The following is a 20224-nucleotide window of genomic DNA, read 5'->3' as shown; positions in this document are numbered from 1 at the left end:
GAACGCTGAATATCTTCCGAATATGATGTCTACACAGATAAAACTCTATTGAGTTTCTACTATTTTACTTAAACAAACATCAATTTTTCGTTCTGAAAGAATCTAAACCATACAAAAGTTTCAAAATTTATCGGTTCAATTGGAGATTGTTTCGTCGCGCTGCTTGTCGCCATGAGTTTTTATTTAGCCCGGATTGCAACGACATCCTTTTGGGTTGCGGGCGGAGCGAAGCGGAGCCCGTAACCCAAAAGATACAGTGGAAAGCCGGAAAAAGCTCCAAAAAAAATGTTGAAGCGTTTGAGAGTTTAAGAGAGTTAAGTTTTAGTCCAATGTGAAAATTTATAATCAAAATTGATTTTAACCGAAATTTAGTTTACATTTTGGCTAAAGCCAACTGTTATCTTAATCATTAAAATAGGCTAAATCCCCATTGATGTTTTTGCATTGTTTTTACATCGAACTCACGTTAAAATAATAATCTTCCTTTACCCACTAAAAAAGTAATCGATAATGTAAAACCAGACTGCGGAAGTAAAAAAAGCTGCAATAATACTGAAGCCGATCGTTAAATTGGTAAGTTTTGTATTTAATCGGTACTGCTCCGCAATAATGCTTGAGGTAACGACTGTAGGCATTGCCGATTCGAAGATGGTAATTCTGGCAATATTTCCTTTTATTCCGAGTAAAAGTGCTAATCCGAGCGTTATTGCCGGAGCCAGAATAAGTTTGTAAAACATGGAAACCGACATTTGGGGAATCAGTTTTTTCCAGCCATTGAATTTCAGTTGTAATCCGACTGAAAATAAAGCTAAAGGACTTACCGTAGCCGCTAATTTATCGAAAAAAGGTTCTGCAGGAGTGAAATCAACGAACTGAGACAGAATCAATGCAGCGATACAGCCAATTAAAGGCGGAAAGGTAACGAGTCTTTTCAGAATAAATGCTGCGCTGATCTTTCCGGATTTGCTTCCTCCTTTTAAAGCCGCAATAATTCCTAATGTTGAAAGTGCAAAAAACATGGTCTGATCGCAGATAATGGCAATACTCAATAAACTTTCTCCGTAAAAAGCGGAGATCAGCGGAAAACCGATAAAGGAAGTATTGCTGTAGCCGCTTATGAGTTCCAGAGTGCTTTGGGAACGCCGTGAATAGCCTTTGCTTTTGCTGTAAAACATCATAAAGAAAAAGCAGAAAACCGCTGTGAGAAAAGTCGCCACCACCGGAAACAGCATTTCTGCCGACCAGTGAACTTTCGGTAAATATTTGAATGAAACCGCCGGAAGTGCAAGATAAAGAATCCAGGTGTTGATTCCTTTATGCGCATCGGGATGGATGGATTTTGTTGCCTTGAAAACCATTCCCGCGATAATGCACACTGCAATCAGAACAAAATTTACCATAGTTTTGAATTATTGTGCAAATTTACGGTTGATTTCTTTTTAATCGCTTATTTCCCATTATCAAAAAACTTTATTTTTGTCATTCTGACAAAGGAAGAATCTATTGCATTGGCTACAAAGTATTTTTAATTACGATTCTGAACTCCGTTTGTAAACTTTCTGTATATATTCAGAATAGCAGCTTTATATAAATCTAATATCAATTCATCGTATCAAATAAGCTCATCACCTCTATTTTCTCCAATGGTTTTGAAAGGATAATTCTTTTGGATGTTTTTGGAAGCAAATCGAAAAAATTATCGCTGAAATGGGTATCTCCTATCAGATAAACGTCTTTTGCCAAAACATCTGTAGAAATTTCAATTTCAGTGGCAGATATTTTCCTGATTTTGAGGTTGGGTTTTATTAATTTTAAATCTTTTGGCTTTGCAAAGAAATAGTTGCTTTCGGCAATTATTTTTTCACCTTTTCCTCTTAAAATTACATTTAAAAACAGTTCATTTTTATCAGCCTCACCGACTAGTTCATTGATAGATGAAGAATCAAACTTTACAGCTCCTTCCCAATTCTGTTTCGGGGTTGAAACTGCAGCAAGAATATTCTCACCTTTAAAATTATTAACTTCAAACTCTAAGCTTACGTCTTTAATTGTATCAGATCCGTCATTAATTCCGTAAAAATTTAGAATTCCCTCTTTTTCTTCCACTAAAATCACCTGATTTTCAAAGCTCCTTTTCACCTGATAATGCAGTGCTTTCCAGTTTCCTAAATAATCTATGGAAGACCATGAAACGACAGGCCAACAATCGTTGAGTTGCCAGTATAAAGTTCCCATATTATAAGGTTTTGCTCTGCGGTGTGCTTCAATGGCAATCTGAATTCCGCGAGACTGAAGCAACTGCGAAACATAATTGTATTTCACAAAATCTGTCGGAACGATATAGTCACGTTTCATGTAATTTTCAATAATTTCCCAACCTCTGGAATGTTTTTCATGGGCTTTGATGGTTCCATTATTCAAATCCAGTTCAGGATTCCCTGAAAACATGGATTTTGTGGTTTCCAACGTCGGCATTCCCTGAAAACCATATTCCGAAGCAAAACGCGGAACTTTTTCATTGTATATTTCAAACGGCTGTTCTCCCCACCAAACGCCCCAATAATGGGAATCGCCTTCCATAAGGCTTTCCTTATGTCCCCATCCGATTGACGGTGAGCTTTCCCAATAGATTTGCTTATCACTTGTTGCATATTTTTTAACAGCATCCGGAATTACTTCATGAAAAATTTTCTTGTAATCTTTCCAGACCTGCAAAGAATCTTCTTTTGAATATTTGAATTGTTTCTGATAACCCCAATTGACAATCGCTTCATCGATTTCGTTATTTCCGCACCACAAAGCCAGAGAAGGATGATTCTGAATCCTTTCGATCTGGTCTTTCACTTCCAATTCTACATTTTTCTGAAAGTTTTCATCGGACGGATAAAAGCTTCCTGCAAACATAAAATCCTGCCACACCAAAATTCCATTTTCGTCGCAGGCTTTATAAAATTCATCATCTTCGTAAATTCCACCTCCCCAAACACGGATCATATTCATATTCGCATCCTTACAGGCTTTTATCAACTGCTGATATTTTTCTTTCGTTATTCTCGGAGAAAAGCTGTCGCCCGGAATCCAATTGGTTCCTTTCGCATACATTGGTTTTCCGTTTACTTTGAAATAAAATGATTTTCCTTTTTCATCTTTTTCCTGAATTAATTCCACTGTTCTCAGTCCGATTTTTTCAGATTTTTCAGCAATCATTTTTGAATCTTTTTGTAAAGAAACTTTGATATCGTATAAGTTCGGATCGCCCCAACCGTTGGGTTGCCATAATTTCGGATTTTGAATCTGGTAAGGAATTGAAATTAAATTCAATCCGGATTTCAAAGAAATATTTTGAGATTTTCCGTTAATTGAAAAACTGTATTTCCCTTCTTCTGTAGCGAAAATTTCAGCATAAATATTTAAATCCGCTTTTTGCTTTGTTAAAATTTTTTGTTCGATTTTTACATGATCAAGCCTCGCAATGTTCCAGAAATTTAACTTAACGTCTTTCCAGATTCCTGCCGTCACTAATCTCGGTCCCCAATCCCAACCGAACTGATACTGCGCTTTTCTCACAAAACTTCTCGGAGATTCCGGCGTGGTGAAAGGAACTTTTTGGGCTAATTCTTTTCCGACATTAACCGCAGATCTGAATTTTACCTGTAAAATATTTTCACCGTTCTTTAAACTTTGTCTAACCGGAATTGTCCATTTTCTGAACATATTGTCTGTCGATTGAATCAATTTTCCATTTAAATAAATTTCAGAAAACGTATCCAATCCATTAAAAATCAATTCAATATTTTGATTTTCTAAATCCTTTGAAGAAATGTTAAATGAAGTCTGATAATCCCAGTCTTCATTTTCTATCCATTGTACTTTTTTTTCATTTTCATCTTTATAAGGATCGGGAATGATCTTGTTATTCATCAAATCCAAATGAACAGTTCCCGGAACAGAAGCAGTCAACCAATTATTCTCTTTAGAATTTTTGAATTTCCATTTTTCAGAGGATAAATTGCGCTCAGAGAATTGTGCGTTGGTCAAGATTTGTAGGAAAAGGAAAGTAAAAAGTAAAATTTTGTTCATTAAGAGATTGATTATTAGTAAAATTCAAACGCTTTGTCATTCTGACGAAGGAAGAATCTCAACATTTATATTTAGATTCTTCACTCCACTCCGTTTCATTCAGAATGACAAACTCGACGTATATTTTTAGTTAAAATTTCATATTACTACTTATTCTTCAAAGCAACAATCTCTTCAGCATTCGCAAAAGCTCCTCCATCCGTAATCGCTGAAGAATGAAAATATCCTGCTTTGGTAAACTCCCTGATTTCTTCGATATTGGATGACCGAAGTCCGCCACCGACAAGAATTTCGATTCTGCCATTGGATAACTCTACTAATTTTTTAAGATGTTCCTTTCCTTCCGAAACATTGGGTTTCTGTCCGGAAGTAAGGATGGTTGTAAAGCCGCATTCAATGACTTTTTCCAATGATTTTTCCAAATCTTTCGCACGGTCGAAGGCACGGTGAAAAGTACACGGAAGAGGTTTTGCCAGTTCAACCAAAGTTTTATTCTGTTCAATATTCACCTCATCATTTTCATCTAAAATTCCGAACACGAAACCGTCTACGTTTAAAGATTTTAATTGAACCAGATCTGATTTCATCTGCTCAAATTCTTCATCAGTGTAAGTAAAATCTCCGCCACGAGGACGAACCATCACAAAGATTGGAATATTGATTTTTTCTCTAAGCTGTTGTACGGTTTCAAAATCCGGCGTGGTTCCGCCTTCGCTTAATCCGTCGCACAATTCTATTCGGTCTGCACCGTTTTCAAAAGCGATTAATGCAGATTCCGGATTGAAGCACGCTATTTCTATTTTTGACATCTTTTTAATTTAAGTTTTGGCTAAAGCCAATGGATTTTTTATTTTGAAAAACGGGCTAAAGCCCGTTCCTATTGATGACTACATCTATTTTAATGCAAAACCTGGTTTTTCCAGACGGTTTCCTTTCTGGTCGTACACCGCAAAATTAAACCCATCCTGAATGCAGTAAGAGCCATATTCCCCTTTTTTATTGAGGGCAATAAAACCCACCTGAATATCCTTCAGATTTTTATTTCTACGCTGTGTAATTTTTACAATTCTTTCAACAGCTTCTTTACAAGCCTGTTGCGGCGTTCTTCCCTGTCTCATTAATTCTACCACCAAATGCGTTCCTACGGTTCGGATCACTTCTTCACCATGACCGGTTGCTGTTGCTGCACCCACCTCATTATCCACAAACAAACCCGCCCCTATAATCGGAGAGTCTCCTACTCTTCCGTGCATTTTGAAAGCCATTCCGCTCGTTGTACACGCACCTGAAAGATTTCCGTTCGCATCCAGAGCAATCATTCCGATTGTATCGTGATTTTCAATGTTTACAATCGGCTGATATTTGCTGTCTTTCAGCCATTCTTTCCATTCTTTTTCGGATTCGGGAGTGAGAATATTTTCTTTTTTGAATCCTTGTGAAACGGCAAATTGCAAAGCTCCGTCCCCGACAAGCATTACGTGAGGTGTTTTTTCCATTACCGCCCTTGCTACGGAAATTGGATTTTTAATGTTCTCCAGACACGCAACAGATCCGATATTGTAGTTTTCGTCCATAATACAGGCATCCAAAGTAACTCTTCCGTCTCTGTCGGGACGACCGCCATAACCTACACTTCTCTCTTCCGGATCATTTTCCACAAGGCGTACTCCTTTTTCGACCGCATCCAAAGCTCTTCCTCCTTTTCCGAGAATCGTCCAGGCTTCTTCATTGGCTTTTAAACCGAAATTCCATGTGGAAAGAACGATCGGTTTATTAATGATTGTATTGTTGTTTTCAGGCTGATTTTTAGCTAACAGATCCAACGGATTTACCGCTAAAGCCAGTGAAGCGACGGCAGATTTTTTCAGAAACTTTCTTCTACTTTGCATACTTAGATTTATTTGGCTCCAAATTAAGGATTTTTCGCATGAAGATGAAATAAAAAAAGCGGTAGATTTTCTACCGCCCAAATGGTTTTATTGAAAATTAATGAGGTAATTTTTCCCTGAAATATCCATACACCCAAGTTCCGAAAATGGCACTCAGCAAAGTAATGATTACGGCAAAGGCTCCGGTTCCGATCTGTGCGAAAAGCGGTCCGGGACAGGCTCCTGTAATCGCCCATCCAAATCCGAAGATCAGTCCGCCGTAAATTTGACCTTTATTAAATTTCTTTGGAGCAATGGAAATTTTTTCGCCATAAATGGTTTTGATATTAAATTTTTTAATGATCAATACGGAGATCATTCCCGTTAAAATAGCACTTCCGATAACGCCGTACATGTGAAAAGACTGCAACCGGAACATTTCCTGAATTCTGAACCAGCTTATAATTTCTGCCTTTACAAAGATGATCCCGAACAATATTCCTACCATCATGTATTTTAAATTGTGATACCATTTGTGCTTGAGCTGACTTTCGTTGGTACAAATGCTGTCCTGATGTCTTCTATCTTTTTCCTGTGTCATTTTTTAATTTTAAATTTTAAAGTGAAAGAATAATGGGCAGAATAACGTTTGCCATTAAAAAGCCTCCTGCCATAAAGCAGATTGTTGCAATTAAAGAAGCCCCCTGAAGATTGGAAAGTCCCATGATGGCGTGTCCGCTGGTACATCCTCCCGCGTAACGTGTCCCGAAACCTACCAAAAAGCCACCGACCACCATCATAATAAATCCTCTTACTGTAAAAAGACTGGTAAAATTCATGAGTTGTGTCGGAACGAGATTGCTGTAATCTGTAATTCCGTAGGTTGCTAATTCTGTTTTTAGATTTTGGTTAACGGTAATTTCTTGTGAATTCATTAAAAATTGAGCGGCAATCATTCCGCCTAAAAAAATTCCGAACACAAAGAATAAATTCCAGAGTTCTTTTTTCCAGTCGTATTTAAAAAAGCCGATATTTGCAGGAATACAGGCCGCACAGATATGTCTGAGTGATGAACTGATCCCGAAAGATTTATTTCCAAGAATCAGTAAAGTAGGAACAGTAAGCCCGATTAACGGTCCTGCAATGTACCACGGCCAAGGTTCTTTTATAATTTCTAACATTAAGTATTTGTATTAAAACTGTTTTATATTCTGATTAATGATTTTAACGTGAGTTTGATGTAAAGATTGCAAATAAAATCGACTTCAGCAGAAATTGACCTACTTTTTGGATTTAAACGCTAAGGAACGCTAAGCTTTCTTTTTAAAATAACTCTGTTGATTTTTAAGTTCGCAAAGGCGTTAACACTTATTGAAGATCACAAAGATTTTTATTCTGACTGATTTTGGATCTTCAAAAGTTTCTTGTCTCTTTCGTTGTTAAATCTATTTTAAAATTTTACTCTGGCAAACAAAATCACTTACCGGAACTTCAGTCTGTGAAATGGAACTGAAACCTCCTTCAATTTCACTAAAATTACGGTAGCCTCTTGCCTGAAGAATACTTGCAGCCATCATACTTCTGTAACCTCCTGCACAGTGAAGATAGAAATGTTCTGCCGGATCAATTGAACCGATCCATTCGTTGATGTATGCCAAAGGTTTGTTGAAAGCTTCATCTACGTGTTCTGCATTGTATTCACTCTCTTTTCGGACATCAATAATTTTCGCTTCTTTTTCTTTAATTTCCTGTTCGAATTGCTGTGCGGAAATTCTGTTAACGGAATCTATTTCTTTACCGCTGTCTTTCCATGCTTTGAAACTGCCTTTTAAAAATCCGAGAACATGATCAAATCCGACACGGCTTAATCGGGTTACAGCTTCCTGTTCTTCGTTTTCATTGGTTATGAGCAGAATCGGCTGTTTTACATCCACAATCAAAGCTCCTACCCAAGGTGCAAAATCTCCGTTCAGTCCGATATTAATGGATTGCGGAACAAATCCTATTGCAAAATCTTCATTGTTTCTTACATCCAAAATCAAAGCATCTGAATGTTCTGCCATTTCTTCAAATTCGTCAGGAGAAAATGCCTGTAAACCTTTTAACAAGACCTCATCGAAACTATCGTACCCTTTTTTATTCATTGCCACATTCATTCCAAAATACGCAGGAGGCGGAAGAAGTCCGTCTGTAACCGCTTTGATGAAACTTTCCTTATCTTTCTGATTCAGTGCGTAATTGGTTTTCTTCTGATTTCCCAGTGAATCTACCGTTTCTTTCTGCATATTTTTTCCACACGCAGAACCCGCTCCGTGTGCCGGATAAACGGTAATATCATCATTCAAAGGTAAAATTTTGCTGTAAAGACTTTCATAAAGCAAACCAGCCAATTGTTCCTGAGTCATATTTGCTGCTTTCTGCGCCAGATCGGGACGGCCTACATCGCCTAAAAACAAAGTATCTCCGCTGAAAAGTGCTGTTTGTTTTCCATTTTCGTCCATCAGAAGAAAAGAAGAACTTTCCATGGTATGACCGGGTGTGTGAAGAACTTTTATGGTTATATTTCCTACCTCAAAAACCTGATTGTCTTCTGCAATGATGGCTTCAAATTCCGGTTTTGCAGTGGGACCGTAAACGATGGGTGCGCTTGTTTTTCTGCTTAAATCGAGATGTCCGCTGACAAAATCTGCATGAAAATGGGTTTCAAAAATGTATTTAAGGGTAACATTATCTTTTTCAAGACGCTCAATATAAGGCTGCGTTTCTCTTAATGGATCTATGATTGCCGCTTCACCGTTAGAAACAATGTAATAAGCGCCCTGCGCTAAACATCCTGTATAAATCTGTTCTATTTTCATTTTTTATGATTTTAAATTTTACTTATTTTTTCTGATACAAATTTCAGGGTTTGGGATTTTCTGTACCGCTACTTTTGTTACAGAAGGGATTTATTTTTTGAACACAAAGACCACGAAGTTTTTTTTAACTATTGTGATTTTGCGTTTCACAAAGCCGCTAACGCTTATAAGAGATTGGATTTCATGGTTTTTTTAATTAAAATTAACTTTAACCGAAATTTAGTATAAGTTTTGGCTAAAGCCTATTGTTTTCTTGATTATTAAAATGGGCTGAAGCCTATTCCTATTGATACTTTTGTAATGTTTTTACATCAAACTCACATTAAAACACTATATACCCAAAGGTTTTTTAACTACTATGGTTTTTTGAGTTTCACAAAGCCGCTAACGCTTATAAGAGATTGGATTTCATGTTTTTTTTAATTAAAATTAACTTTAACCGAAATTTAGTACAAGTTTTGGCTAAAGCTGATTGTTTTCTTGATTATTAAAATGGGCTGAAGCCTATTCCTATTGATACTTTTGTCCTGTTTTTACATCAAACTCACGTAAAATACTATGTACCAAAGATTTTTTAGCTACTATGCTTTTTTGAATATCACAATGATGCTAACACTTTTAAATGATTGGACTTTATGATATTTTATTTTCTACATTCAGAAATTTAAACTTTGACTTTTTTTCCCGAATCTTTCGCAGCCCGACCTGAGCGGAGCTCTTTTTGTTTTTTACAAAACAAAAAGATTGGGAGCCCTTCGATAAACTCAGGATAAACTACAGGCGGAAATAGCTGCCCTAATAAAGAAAAAACTACAAAAAAAGTTCTTTAACTACGATGTAAATTCCCATCACAAGAATGAACCATCCGAAAGCTGGTTTGAGCTTTTTTCCGTCGATTTTTTTGGATAACTGCGAACCGATGATGATGCCTACAATGGCAATTGATGAAATGGTGGCTAATAATTTCCAATCGATTTTCACAGCATCCATAGATGAGAAAAATCCGATAAGCGAATTCAGCGAAATGATTACCAGTGAAGTTCCGATGGCTACTTTCATTGGAGTTTTAAGCAGATTAACAAGAGCGGGAATGATCATAAATCCGCCTCCTGCTCCGACTAAACCTGTTAAAATTCCGACAACAGATCCTTCTCCTGCTGCCAAAAGGGTACTGTTTTTCTGCAAATCTGATGCTTTGGTAACACAATCTGTAGTTTTCTGAATCATTTTGTAGGAAGCTAAAATCATTAATCCTGCAAAAATCAAAAGCAGTAAAATATCTTTCGTTACCACAAAGTTGCCGACCGTAACAACTTCATCGGGAATTAAGGGTACAATATAATTTCGCGTCAGGAAAATGGAAATAATGGACGGTATTCCGAAAACAAGTGCGGTTTTGAGATTCACCAATCCTTTTTTAAAATAGGAAACTGAACCGACCACACTGCTGATTCCGACAATAAAAAGGGAATATTCTGTTGCCAGAAAAGCGTCTAATCCGAAAAGGTAAACCAAAACGGGAACGGTAAGAATGCTTCCGCCACCACCGATTAAACCTAACGAAATTCCTATTAAAACAGAAGCGAGATATCCAAAAATTTCCATGTTTTCAACTTTATGATGCAAAATTGAAGATATTGGGAAAGGTGTACCGCTACTTTTGTTACAGAAGGATTTTTTATAGCGTGTTTTTTAAGTTTGCGAACTTGTAAGATTTTTTGATCGCGAAGTTCACGAAGATTTTTTTGACTACTAAATGTTTTTAAGTTCGCGAAGCTACTTCGACAAGCTAAGCATAAACTATTCACTTAGATAAGATCGCAAAGAGATTTGTCTAATCTTCTAAAATCATAATTTTATTTCGTCCGAGCTGGAGTTTTCCGGAGTCTTCGAGTTGTTTCAGGAGTCGGGAAACGACTACTCTGGCTGTTCCAAGTTCATTGGCAAGCTGTTCGTGGGTGATTATGATGGTTTTGGAATTCAGAATTTCGGATTTTTTATGGAGAAGATTCAGCAGTCTTTCATCTACTTTTTTGAAAGCGATCGCATTGATGATATCCAAGAGTTCTTCAAAACGTTTATGGTACAGCCTGAAAATATAATCGAGCCATTCAGGATATTCTTTAATAAACAATGAAACCTTGTCTACAGGCAGAAACAGAATTTCAGTATCTTCTTCTACTTCCGCTTTTACTATGCTTTTTTCGTTATGCATTCCGCCCAGAAAAGACATGATGCAGCTTTCTCCTGCTTTGATGTAGTACAGAAGAATTTCCCTCCCGTCTTCTTCGGTGCGGATGACTTTCATCATCCCTTTCATCACAATCGGAATGGAACGGATGGACGAATTTTCATCGAGAATAATATCACCTTCCTGATACGTTTTCGTTACTCCATATTGGTAGAGTTTTTCAACGAGTTCCGGAGAGGAAGTAAATTCTGAAGAAAGCACTGAATCCTGCATAATTAAATTTCTAAGGCTAATTTACGCCAATTTCGTCAACAAAAAGCCACGCTTTAGAATCCGCACCCGGATTTCCCGCAGGAATAATGCCCACATTTTCTATTTTAACCTTAATATATTTTGAATTCTGACTTCCAACATTCACTTTAATTTTTCCTTTTGCTGAAAGAATTTCTTCTTTTCCGACTTCTTTGATTAACTTAAAATCTGCTCCATTGTCAGACACAAAAATCTGGGCGGATTTAGCGAAATGAATCCAGCTTCCTTTGTTGTCTAAAGTATTGAAATAGACTTCCGAAAACTGAATTTTCTGTCCAAAATCAATGGTTGCCACCACATCTTTTCCATTAAAACCAAGCCATGTTTTTCCCAATTGCTTTTGGTTTCCAGTAATTCCGTCGACTAAAGTAAAAGCTCCGCCGAAAGAATAATTTTCACTTGGCTGTTCTTCTAATGTAATTTTTTTTCCGGTTGTTTTGGATATCGTAAAACTTTGGGAAGATACAGCGCTTTTAAGCTGCCCATTTTCGAAATAGGCAGATTTAACCGTCATTGATTTTGAAATCTGAACAGGATTTTTATAGGTCTGAGAATTAGCTGAAGGATCCGTTCCGTCCACTGTATATCGGATTCCATCCGGATTTTGTGAGGTTGAAAGTTCATAGGCAACACCATTTTCAGAAGAAATTACTTTACCTGAAACATTGTAAATGCTTTTCGCATAATTCACTCCCATTTTATCCAGATTTCTGAATTCACTTACTACTCTTCCTTCAAATTCCTTGTAATTTTTAGGATCAGCAGTTCCCCAACCTACTTCCGAAAGTGCCAGTAATCTCGGGAAAATCATATACTGAACGTGGTTGAAATCGAGAATGTATTCCGTCCACAGATTTGCCTGAACTCCTAAAATGTATTTTGCCTGTTCAGCATTCAGCTCTTCGGGAATCGGATTATAAGAATAGACTTTATCCAAAGGCGTAAATCCTCCGAAAGCATTGGGTTCCGTCGCCGGATCTCCCTGATAATGATCGAAATAACAGTAAGAACCGGGAGTCATGACGGCAAAATGACCGGATTTTGCAGCTTCTACCCCGCCTTTAATTCCTGTCCAGCTCATTACTGCAGCATTCGGAGCCAGTCCGCCTTCAAGAATTTCGTCCCAGCCGATAATTTTTCTGCCTTTTGAATTCACGTATTTTTCAATTCGTTGGATAAAATAACTTTGCAGACCATGTTCATCTTTCAGGTTATTTTTTTTGATTAATTCCTGACAATGTGCGCATTCTTTCCATCTTGTTTTCGGGCATTCATCGCCTCCGATGTGAATGTATTGTGAAGGAAAAAGAGCAATTACCTCATCTAAAACATTTTCTAAAAAGGTAAAAGTTTCGTCTTTCGGACAGAAAACATCATCAAAAACACCCCATTTTGTAGCCGGTTCGAAAGATCCTTTTGTACAGGCTAAATCCGGATAGGCGGAAAGTGCAGCTAAAGCGTGACCCGGCATTTCAATTTCGGGAACTACGGTAATATGTCTTTCCTGAGCGTATTTTACGACTTCTTTAATCTGATCCTGCGTATAAAAATACGGTCCGTAAGGTTTTCCGTCGAAGGTATTGTCAACATACGCTCCAATCATCGATTCTTTACGTTTAGAGCCGATCTGCGTTAATTTCGGATATTTTTTGATCTCAATTCTCCAACCCTGATCGTCGGTTAAATGCCAGTGGAAAGTATTGAGTTTGTACATGGCAAGATAATCAATGTACTGTTTTACTTCATCAACCGTGAAAAAATGTCTGGAAACATCCAAATGCATTCCTCTCCATTGGAATTTTGGGGAATCCAGGATTTCGAGGGCGGGAATTTTTCCGTCTTCTGAAGTTTTTATTAATTGTAAAAGAGTTTGAATGCCTTGAAAAAGACCTTCAGGGTTCTTTCCAATAACCATAATCATTTCGTTGCTGATATTTATAATGTAATTTGAATTAAACTCTCGTTTATTATCAATTTTTAAATCTTTATTTAACAGTAGCGAAATAAAATTTGGTTTTGTTTTTTTTATGTTTTCAGATGAATTTTTTGGATAGATTTTTTTAAAATTATCCATAAAATATTTGTATTCATTAGATTTTTTGTCTCCCACGAAAAGTGTATTCCCGCTTATTTCGAAATTCCCTGTTTTTAATTCAACCTTTTGCGGATAGGGAATTAAATTTAATCTGGTTTGAGTAAAAAAAAGACTTGAAAAAAGCACAGAAAGTACCAGTAAAAAACGCTGCATTTTGTGAGTTTAAGATTAAGCGAATATACTTATTTTCTGAAAATTTTTAAACGTAATTTAACTTATTAAACAAGAAAACATCTAATTTTGTAAAAAATAAACGATGAGAAAAACATTTCTATTGGCGGGCGGACTTTTATTTTCTGTTTCTGCACAGGCACAGATTTTAGATGTCATAAAATCTACGGTGAAAGATCAGACAGGAATTGATCTTAACAATCCGAAAATTCCTGCTCAAACCAGCGGAACAGCAACCACTCCAAAAACGACTACAACCACATCTCCAATCAACCTCGGAAGTCTTACTTCAACGCAGATTTCTTCGGGACTAAAGGAAGCATTAAGTCTGGGTGTGAATGAAGGCGTGAAAAAATTAGGTGTAACGGACGGTTTCCTGAAAAATGAAGCTGTAAAAATCTTAATGCCTGAAAAACTGAGAAAAATCGACACTACTTTACGCTCTATCGGGTTGGGAAGTCTTGCCGATCAGGGCGTGAAATTGCTGAACAGAGCTGCGGAAGATGCCGTAACGGAAGCTGCCCCGATCTTTACAAAAGCGATTACTTCAATGACGATCACGGATGCTAAAAATATTTTACTGGGAAGTAATAATGCAGCGACAAACTATTTACAGACTAAAACTCAATCGCAATTATTTACAGCGTTTCAGCCAAAAGTAAAAGCTTCACTGGGAAAAGTGGGAGCCGATAAAGTCTGGAGCAATATTATTTCTAAATACAATACTTTTACAGGACAGGCTGTAACTACAGATCTTAATGAATATGTAACCACAGAAACCATTAACGGAGTTTTCAAAATGGTGGCAGAAAAAGAAAGCGGAATCCGAAATACTCCCGCCATGAGAACCACAAGTATTTTGCAGAAGGTTTTCGGAGCGCAGGACGGAAAATAATTTAAAATCTAATCCCTTCAAAATGTCCGGTTTTGAAGGGATTAATTCATGATAATCTGTTAATTGTCTGCTTAATATCCGATATCAAAATAAAGCAGAAGTACTATCTGTAATTTAATATTGTTTCAATAAATATTTTAAAATATCTGTGGTAGTTACAATCCCTTTCAGTTCTCCATTTTCCACTACAGGAATAGAATGAAAGCTCTGTTCAGATAAAATTTCCACCACTTCTTTAATGGTTGTATTGGGTTCTACAATCATCGGGCTTTTCGTCATCACCTGCGAAATGCTGAAAATATCATATACTACGGCAGAAACGCCATCTGTTTCAACATCCTCTGCTTCCTCCACATCTGCATAGCTGATTTTCAATAAATCGGAATAGCTTAATACTCCCAGCAGTTTTTTATCTTCCACAACAGGAATGTGTCTTATTTTGTGATTCTTAAATAATTTTTCGGCATCATACAGTGTATTCGAAACATTAAGAGTTATTAAGTCTTTCGTCATGATCTGAGATACAGGAATTCTTTGTTTCATAATATTCAAAATTTAAATTGTTTTTAAAGAAATCACTTACTAAACTCCATTTTGTATACTCAAAGTTAGCGAACAAACTGTTGTTTTTAGAATTCCGGAGTATGATAAAAGTTAGCTTCTTCAATAAAAAAAAATGAATATTGATTTTATGAATAATAATTGAAAATTCGATTCATATTTTAAATATATAAAATTTAAAATAAACAATTATTAATTAAAAATAAAATAATAAAAATACTTAAAATACCGTAAATTTAAAAATAAAATTTATATTTTTTAGAAAAAATGATAAATATCAAAATGACAAATATCAGCGAAAATCATCACAAAAAAAGATGAATACCCCCCTAAATTTGATCGTGTTAAATAAATAAAATTAGGAACATGAAAAAAATGTTATTAGCTGGCTCTATGATAATAATGGGGCTATGCAACGCACAGGAAAAGCAAGAAGGTCTAAAAGGAACTTGGTTTGCAACTGCACAATTTGGCTATCAAAGCACAAATGACGGTTCGGAAACCGGTAAATCTTCCAGTACTACGATTCTTCCTCTCGCCGGTTATTTTGTGGGGCCTTCCACTGCCATAGGAATTGCAGCAGGAAATATTGGTGTAAAATCTCAAAATCAGGTTGCGGATAATGTAACTTTAAAAACGAATCTTCTGGTGGTGGAACCTCTGGCAAGAAAATACTGGAATATACACGGAGGACTTTTCTTTTTCGGGCAACTTGCAGTTCCTATTATTTCAGGAAAAACGAAAATGACAGCAAACGGACAATTTGTACCGAATAGTGATATCAAGGTAAATCAGATAGGGCTGGCTGTTTCCGGAGGATTAGATTATGTTCTCACCAAACATTTTACGGTAGAATTTTCTTATAATCTGGCTAATCTTTCGTATACAACAATTAAAAACTATCCGGGAACAACAAAAGATATTAAAACAACGGATTTTTCCCTGGCTCATGTTGCCACTGTAGTACCGGATTATAATAAGGCGGTATTCGGACCTAACGGAAATGCCATCTCTACACTGTCTTTCGGTTTTAAATTTTTATTTTAAAGAAATCTGAAGATACTTTACACGCTCATAGGTTTGAATGAAATAAATGATGCTTAACAAAAAAGCTGTTTCAGACAATTGAAACAGCTTTTGTTTTTTATCAGAACTGCATTTCAGGAATTTCTCCTTCAATAATCAGATCGGCTTCTGTAGATTGTATGATGTGCTCCACAGAAACTCCCGGAGCTCTTTCAACAAGCTTGAAACCATCCGGAGTAACGTCTAAAACTGCTAATTCGGTAACGACTCTTTTTACACAGTTTACTCCCGTTAAAGGAAGGGTACATTTTTTAAGTATTTTACTTTCTCCTGCTTTGTTTACGTGCATCATCGCAACGATAATATTTTCTGCCGAAGCTACCAAATCCATTGCACCTCCCATTCCTTTTACCATTTTTCCCGGAATTTTCCAGTTGGCAATATCTCCGTTTTCGGCAACTTCCATGGCTCCTAAAATGGTAAGATCCACTTTCTGTGCTCTGATCATCCCGAAACTGAACGCCGAATCGAAGAAGGAACCTCCGTCTAAAATCGTGATCGTCTGTTTTCCTGCATTAATGACATCTGCATCTTCTTCTCCTTCAAAAGGAAAGGGCCCCATTCCCAAAACTCCGTTCTCACTCTGGAACTCTACCGAAAGATTGTCCGGAACGTAGTTGGCAACCAATGTGGGAATTCCGATTCCTAAATTTACATAATATCCGTCTTTTACTTCTCTTGAAATTCTTTGTGCAATTTGTTCTTTAGTCAGCATAGCTTAATCTTATCCCGCCAAATTAGCCATTTTTTCAGAATTACGAAATAATTTTCTTTCTTATCCTATGATAAATTTTGAATGGCAAATTGTCGTAGATTTGTAATCTTTTAATTTAAACGATGAAAATTTTATTACATTACCTCAAACCTTATAAATGGCTGATTATTATATCGCTTATTTTAGCGGCTGTAAATCAGGTTTTTTCTTTGTTTGCACCTGCGATTACAGGAAACATATTAGACAAACTTGTAACCCATCCCAATTTTTTTGATAAAGAGAAAACTCTTCCCCGAAATATGGAAGACTATCTTTACGGAACTGATATCTATCATGGAGTTTTTTACTTTTTAGGACTTTTAATCGGTACTGCGATGATAAGCCGTATCGCCAAAGCGTTTCAGGATTATGTGGTGAATGTGATTATACAGAAATTTGGGGCTAAAATATTCACGGACGGTCTGAAGCATTCGATGAGGCTTCCTTTTCAGGAATTTGAAGACCAGAGAAGTGGTGAAACACTTTCCATTTTAACGAAAGTACGTGAAGATTCTGTAAAGTTTATCAATAATTTCATTAATGTCTTTTTTGGAATTCTGGTGAGTATTATTTTCGTTTCTGTGTACGCGATTCGTCTGCACTGGTCGATTATGCCGGTTTATGTAGTCGGAATTATTTTTATTGCAGTGGTAACGAATTTATTAAGCAAGAGAATAAAAACCATTCAGAAAAATATTGTTACCGAAACTACAAATCTTGCGGGAAGTACCACGGAAAGTCTCAGAAATATTGAGATCGTAAAAAGTCTGGGACTGACCAATCAGGAAGTTGAACGTCTGAACAACAATACCTACAAAATTCTGAATCTGGAACTGAGAAAGGTAAAAAGTATCCGTTCCCTGAGTTTTGTACAGGGAACTCTGGTTAATTTTTTACAGCAGATCATCACATTTACGTTGTTGTTATTAATTTTTAAAAATATTGTAACTCCGGGACAGTATTTATCATTAATGTTTTACGGATTCTTTATTTTCGGACCGATGCAGGAAATCGGAAACATCATCATTTCTTACCGTGAAGCTCAGGCTTCGCTGAATAATTTCGACCGGGTGATGAAAAAAGAAGTGGAACCAAAACCTTTAACGCCAAAGAAAATCGGAGCTATTGAGGAGCTTGAGTTTGAAAAAGTTTCTTTTCAGCATCAGACTGCGCATTATAAGGCTTTAAGTTCTATTTCCTTTAATGTAAAAAACGGAGAGACCATTGCTTTTGTAGGACCAAGCGGTTCGGGAAAAAGTACTCTGGTAAAACTGTTGGTGGGATTGTACAGACCGCAGGAAGGCTCTATTTTATACAACAATATCAACGGAAAGGAATTTGATTTTGATGAACTGAGAAACCAGATCGGATTTGTAACGCAGGATACTCAGCTTTTTGCAGGAACTATTAAAGAAAATCTTTTGTTTGTAAATCCGTCTGCGACGGAAGAAGATTTGCAGCTGGCTTTAAAAAAATCAAGCTGTACCGCGCTTTTGGAACGTGCTGAAAACGGGATTAATACCGTGATCGGAGAAGGCGGACTAAAACTAAGCGGCGGTGAAAAGCAGAGAATTGCGATTGCAAGAGCGTTACTGAGAAAACCTCATTTACTGATCTTTGATGAAGCTACTTCTGCACTGGACAGTATTACAGAAGAGGAAATTACCACAACCATTAAAGAAATTTCTAAGGAAAAAGAGCAGATTACGGTTCTTATTGCACACCGTTTAAGCACGATTATGCACGCCGACAGAATTTACGTTTTAGAACGCGGACAAATTGTAGAAACCGGCTCTCATCTTAATCTTATTGAAGAAAAAGGTTTGTATTATGCCATGTGGAGACAGCAGATCGGGGAGAGAAAAACTTTGGTGTAGATGAGATGGAAGTTGATATGATTGTGAGATTCTTCACTTTGTTCAGAATGACAATTAGGCTTTTATAACTAAAATAAATTACCCCGAATGTTGATTTCGGGGTATTATTTTTATGAAGAAATTTAAAATTAATCTCTTTTTCTAACGGTTCTCTGCTCGATTCTTTTTTCGAATTTCTCACCCTGAAAAATTCTCTGAATCATGATTCCCGGAATGTGAATCTGGTTAGGATCCAATTCTCCCGGCTCTACCAATTCCTCTACTTCTGCAATGGTAATTTTTCCTGCTCCCGCCATCGGATGATTAAAATTTCTTGCCGATCCTTTGAATATAAGGTTTCCGGCGTGATCTCCTTTCCATGCTTTTACAATTGAGAAGTCCGCTTCATAAGCATATTCCAGAATGTGGGGTTTTCCTTTGAAATCTTTTACTTCTTTTCCTTCCGCTACTTCCGTTCCGAAACCAGCCGGTGTGTAGAAAGCGGGAATTCCAGCCTGTGCCGCTCTGCATTTTTCTGCCAAAGTTCCCTGTGGAGTAAGTTCCACTTCCAGTTCTCCTGAAAGCATCTGTCTTTCAAATTCTGCGTTTTCTCCCACATAAGAGGAAATCATTTTTTTGATCTGTCTTTTGTGAAGCAGCAATCCCAAACCGAAATCGTCTACTCCGGCGTTGTTTGAAATACAGGTTAAGTCTTTTACATCACTCTCTACCAAAGCATTAATTGAGTTTTCAGGAATTCCGCAAAGTCCGAATCCGCCTAACATTAATGTCATTCCGTCTTTAATGCCTTCGATGGCTTCCTTTGCATTTTTTACTCTTTTATCTATCATGAAATATTAGATTTTTCTGTTGGCTAAATTTAATAATTTTTCTCATATATCCGGTGTTCAGGTTTTTTTGATTTTTTCATGGTCTGAAATTTGGATAGTCTACATCATCACCCCACAAATATTTATATTATGGAAGCAAAAAATATTTCAAGAATTGCACTCGGCGCATTTTTAATTACCGCAGGAATAGGACATCTTACTTTCGCAAGGAAAGAGTTTCAGGCACAGGTTCCGGAATGGGTTCCTCTGGATAAAGATGATACTGTTGTTTATTCGGGAGTTGCCGAAATCGCTTTAGGAACGGCAATGATCGCAACGCCTAAAAAATACAGAAAAAATATGGGAAGAATTGTTGCGGGATTTTTCGCGGCTGTTTTTCCCGGGAATATTGCCCAATACAAAAACAGAAGGGATTCTTTTGGACTGAACACGGACAATCAAAGATTGGGAAGGCTTTTTATGCAGGCTCCGCTGATTGCATGGGCACTGAAATCTACTGATGATTGATTTTTGAATGTCAAATATTGAGCTACGGAGAATGTTTTAGCCCAGATGTTCTATGTTAATACGCAAATTAATCAGGTTAAAATTTTAAAGTTTTTTTGATAATCTGGTTGATAAGCCATTTTGTTTTTTACCACACCGA

General features: G+C 36.8%; 17 protein-coding genes. 4 read left to right on the top strand and 13 right to left on the bottom strand.

Features of this window, described 5'->3' with window-relative positions; translation table 11 throughout:
* Positions 1–485: 485 nt before the first annotated feature.
* The 10 genes from BW951_RS12230 to BW951_RS12185 form a co-directional block, all read right to left on the bottom strand.
* Positions 486–1400: an AEC family transporter gene (locus BW951_RS12230; RefSeq protein WP_076393184.1), complete on the bottom strand. Its 915-nt coding sequence runs from the start codon at positions 1398–1400 to the stop codon at positions 486–488.
* A 199-nt stretch (positions 1401–1599) separates the two neighbouring features.
* Entirely contained in the window at positions 1600–4080 is a 2481-nt protein-coding gene (locus BW951_RS12225) for a beta-mannosidase (RefSeq protein WP_076393182.1), read from the bottom strand.
* A 146-nt stretch (positions 4081–4226) separates the two neighbouring features.
* The gene (locus BW951_RS12220; RefSeq protein WP_076393180.1) at positions 4227–4889 is read right to left on the bottom strand and encodes a copper homeostasis protein CutC; all 663 of its coding nucleotides are present in this window, start codon (positions 4887–4889) and stop codon (positions 4227–4229) included.
* A gap of 84 nt (positions 4890–4973) precedes the next feature.
* Positions 4974–5969, bottom strand: a complete 996-nt coding sequence (locus BW951_RS12215; RefSeq protein WP_076393178.1) for an isoaspartyl peptidase/L-asparaginase family protein — start codon at positions 5967–5969, stop codon at positions 4974–4976.
* 97 nt (positions 5970–6066) lie between these two features.
* Positions 6067–6549, bottom strand: a complete 483-nt coding sequence (locus BW951_RS12210) for a DUF6691 family protein (RefSeq protein ID WP_076393176.1) — start codon at positions 6547–6549, stop codon at positions 6067–6069.
* 16 nt (positions 6550–6565) lie between these two features.
* Positions 6566–7129 (bottom strand): YeeE/YedE family protein, encoded by a 564-nt coding sequence (locus BW951_RS12205; protein WP_076393174.1) that lies wholly within the window; start codon positions 7127–7129, stop codon positions 6566–6568.
* A gap of 264 nt (positions 7130–7393) precedes the next feature.
* Positions 7394–8806 (bottom strand): MBL fold metallo-hydrolase, encoded by a 1413-nt coding sequence (locus BW951_RS12200; protein ID WP_076393172.1) that lies wholly within the window; start codon positions 8804–8806, stop codon positions 7394–7396.
* 810 nt (positions 8807–9616) lie between these two features.
* A complete protein-coding gene (locus BW951_RS12195) occupies positions 9617–10411 on the bottom strand; it encodes a sulfite exporter TauE/SafE family protein (protein ID WP_076393170.1) in 795 nt (264 codons plus the stop codon).
* Between the two features lie 229 nt (positions 10412–10640).
* A complete protein-coding gene (locus BW951_RS12190) occupies positions 10641–11270 on the bottom strand; it encodes a Crp/Fnr family transcriptional regulator (protein ID WP_076393168.1) in 630 nt (209 codons plus the stop codon).
* Positions 11271–11286: 16 nt separating this feature from the next.
* Positions 11287–13557, bottom strand: coding sequence for a beta-N-acetylhexosaminidase (locus BW951_RS12185; protein ID WP_076393166.1), 2271 nt, complete (start codon positions 13555–13557; stop codon positions 11287–11289).
* 103 nt (positions 13558–13660) lie between these two features.
* Between BW951_RS12185 and BW951_RS12180 the strand changes: the two genes are divergently transcribed.
* The gene (locus BW951_RS12180) at positions 13661–14470 is read left to right on the top strand and encodes a DUF4197 domain-containing protein (RefSeq protein ID WP_076393164.1); all 810 of its coding nucleotides are present in this window, start codon (positions 13661–13663) and stop codon (positions 14468–14470) included.
* A gap of 114 nt (positions 14471–14584) precedes the next feature.
* Here BW951_RS12180 and BW951_RS12175 read toward each other — a convergent pair whose 3' ends face one another.
* Positions 14585–15013, bottom strand: a complete 429-nt coding sequence (locus BW951_RS12175) for a CBS domain-containing protein (RefSeq protein ID WP_076393162.1) — start codon at positions 15011–15013, stop codon at positions 14585–14587.
* 384 nt (positions 15014–15397) lie between these two features.
* On the opposite strand from BW951_RS12175, the gene BW951_RS12170 reads away from it, so the two are divergent.
* Positions 15398–16078 (top strand): outer membrane beta-barrel protein, encoded by a 681-nt coding sequence (locus tag BW951_RS12170; protein ID WP_076393160.1) that lies wholly within the window; start codon positions 15398–15400, stop codon positions 16076–16078.
* Positions 16079–16178: 100 nt separating this feature from the next.
* Here BW951_RS12170 and BW951_RS12165 read toward each other — a convergent pair whose 3' ends face one another.
* Entirely contained in the window at positions 16179–16832 is a 654-nt protein-coding gene (locus BW951_RS12165) for a CoA transferase subunit B (RefSeq protein ID WP_076393158.1), read from the bottom strand.
* 122 nt (positions 16833–16954) lie between these two features.
* On the opposite strand from BW951_RS12165, the gene BW951_RS12160 reads away from it, so the two are divergent.
* The gene (locus BW951_RS12160; protein ID WP_076393156.1) at positions 16955–18748 is read left to right on the top strand and encodes an ABC transporter ATP-binding protein; all 1794 of its coding nucleotides are present in this window, start codon (positions 16955–16957) and stop codon (positions 18746–18748) included.
* A 128-nt stretch (positions 18749–18876) separates the two neighbouring features.
* Here the strand turns inward: BW951_RS12160 and BW951_RS12155 are convergent, their stop codons facing one another.
* Positions 18877–19578 (bottom strand): CoA transferase subunit A, encoded by a 702-nt coding sequence (locus BW951_RS12155; RefSeq protein WP_029297233.1) that lies wholly within the window; start codon positions 19576–19578, stop codon positions 18877–18879.
* Between the two features lie 129 nt (positions 19579–19707).
* On the opposite strand from BW951_RS12155, the gene BW951_RS12150 reads away from it, so the two are divergent.
* Positions 19708–20085: a DoxX family protein gene (locus BW951_RS12150; RefSeq protein ID WP_076393154.1), complete on the top strand. Its 378-nt coding sequence runs from the start codon at positions 19708–19710 to the stop codon at positions 20083–20085.
* Positions 20086–20224 lie beyond the last annotated feature (139 nt).

The sequence above is a fragment of the Chryseobacterium gambrini genome, from assembly GCF_900156825.1.
In the GTDB taxonomy this organism is placed as follows: Bacteria; Bacteroidota; Bacteroidia; order Flavobacteriales; family Weeksellaceae; genus Chryseobacterium; species Chryseobacterium gambrini.
The sequence above is the reverse complement of the archived record's forward strand: the minus strand, read 5'-3'. Positions and strand labels throughout refer to the sequence as shown.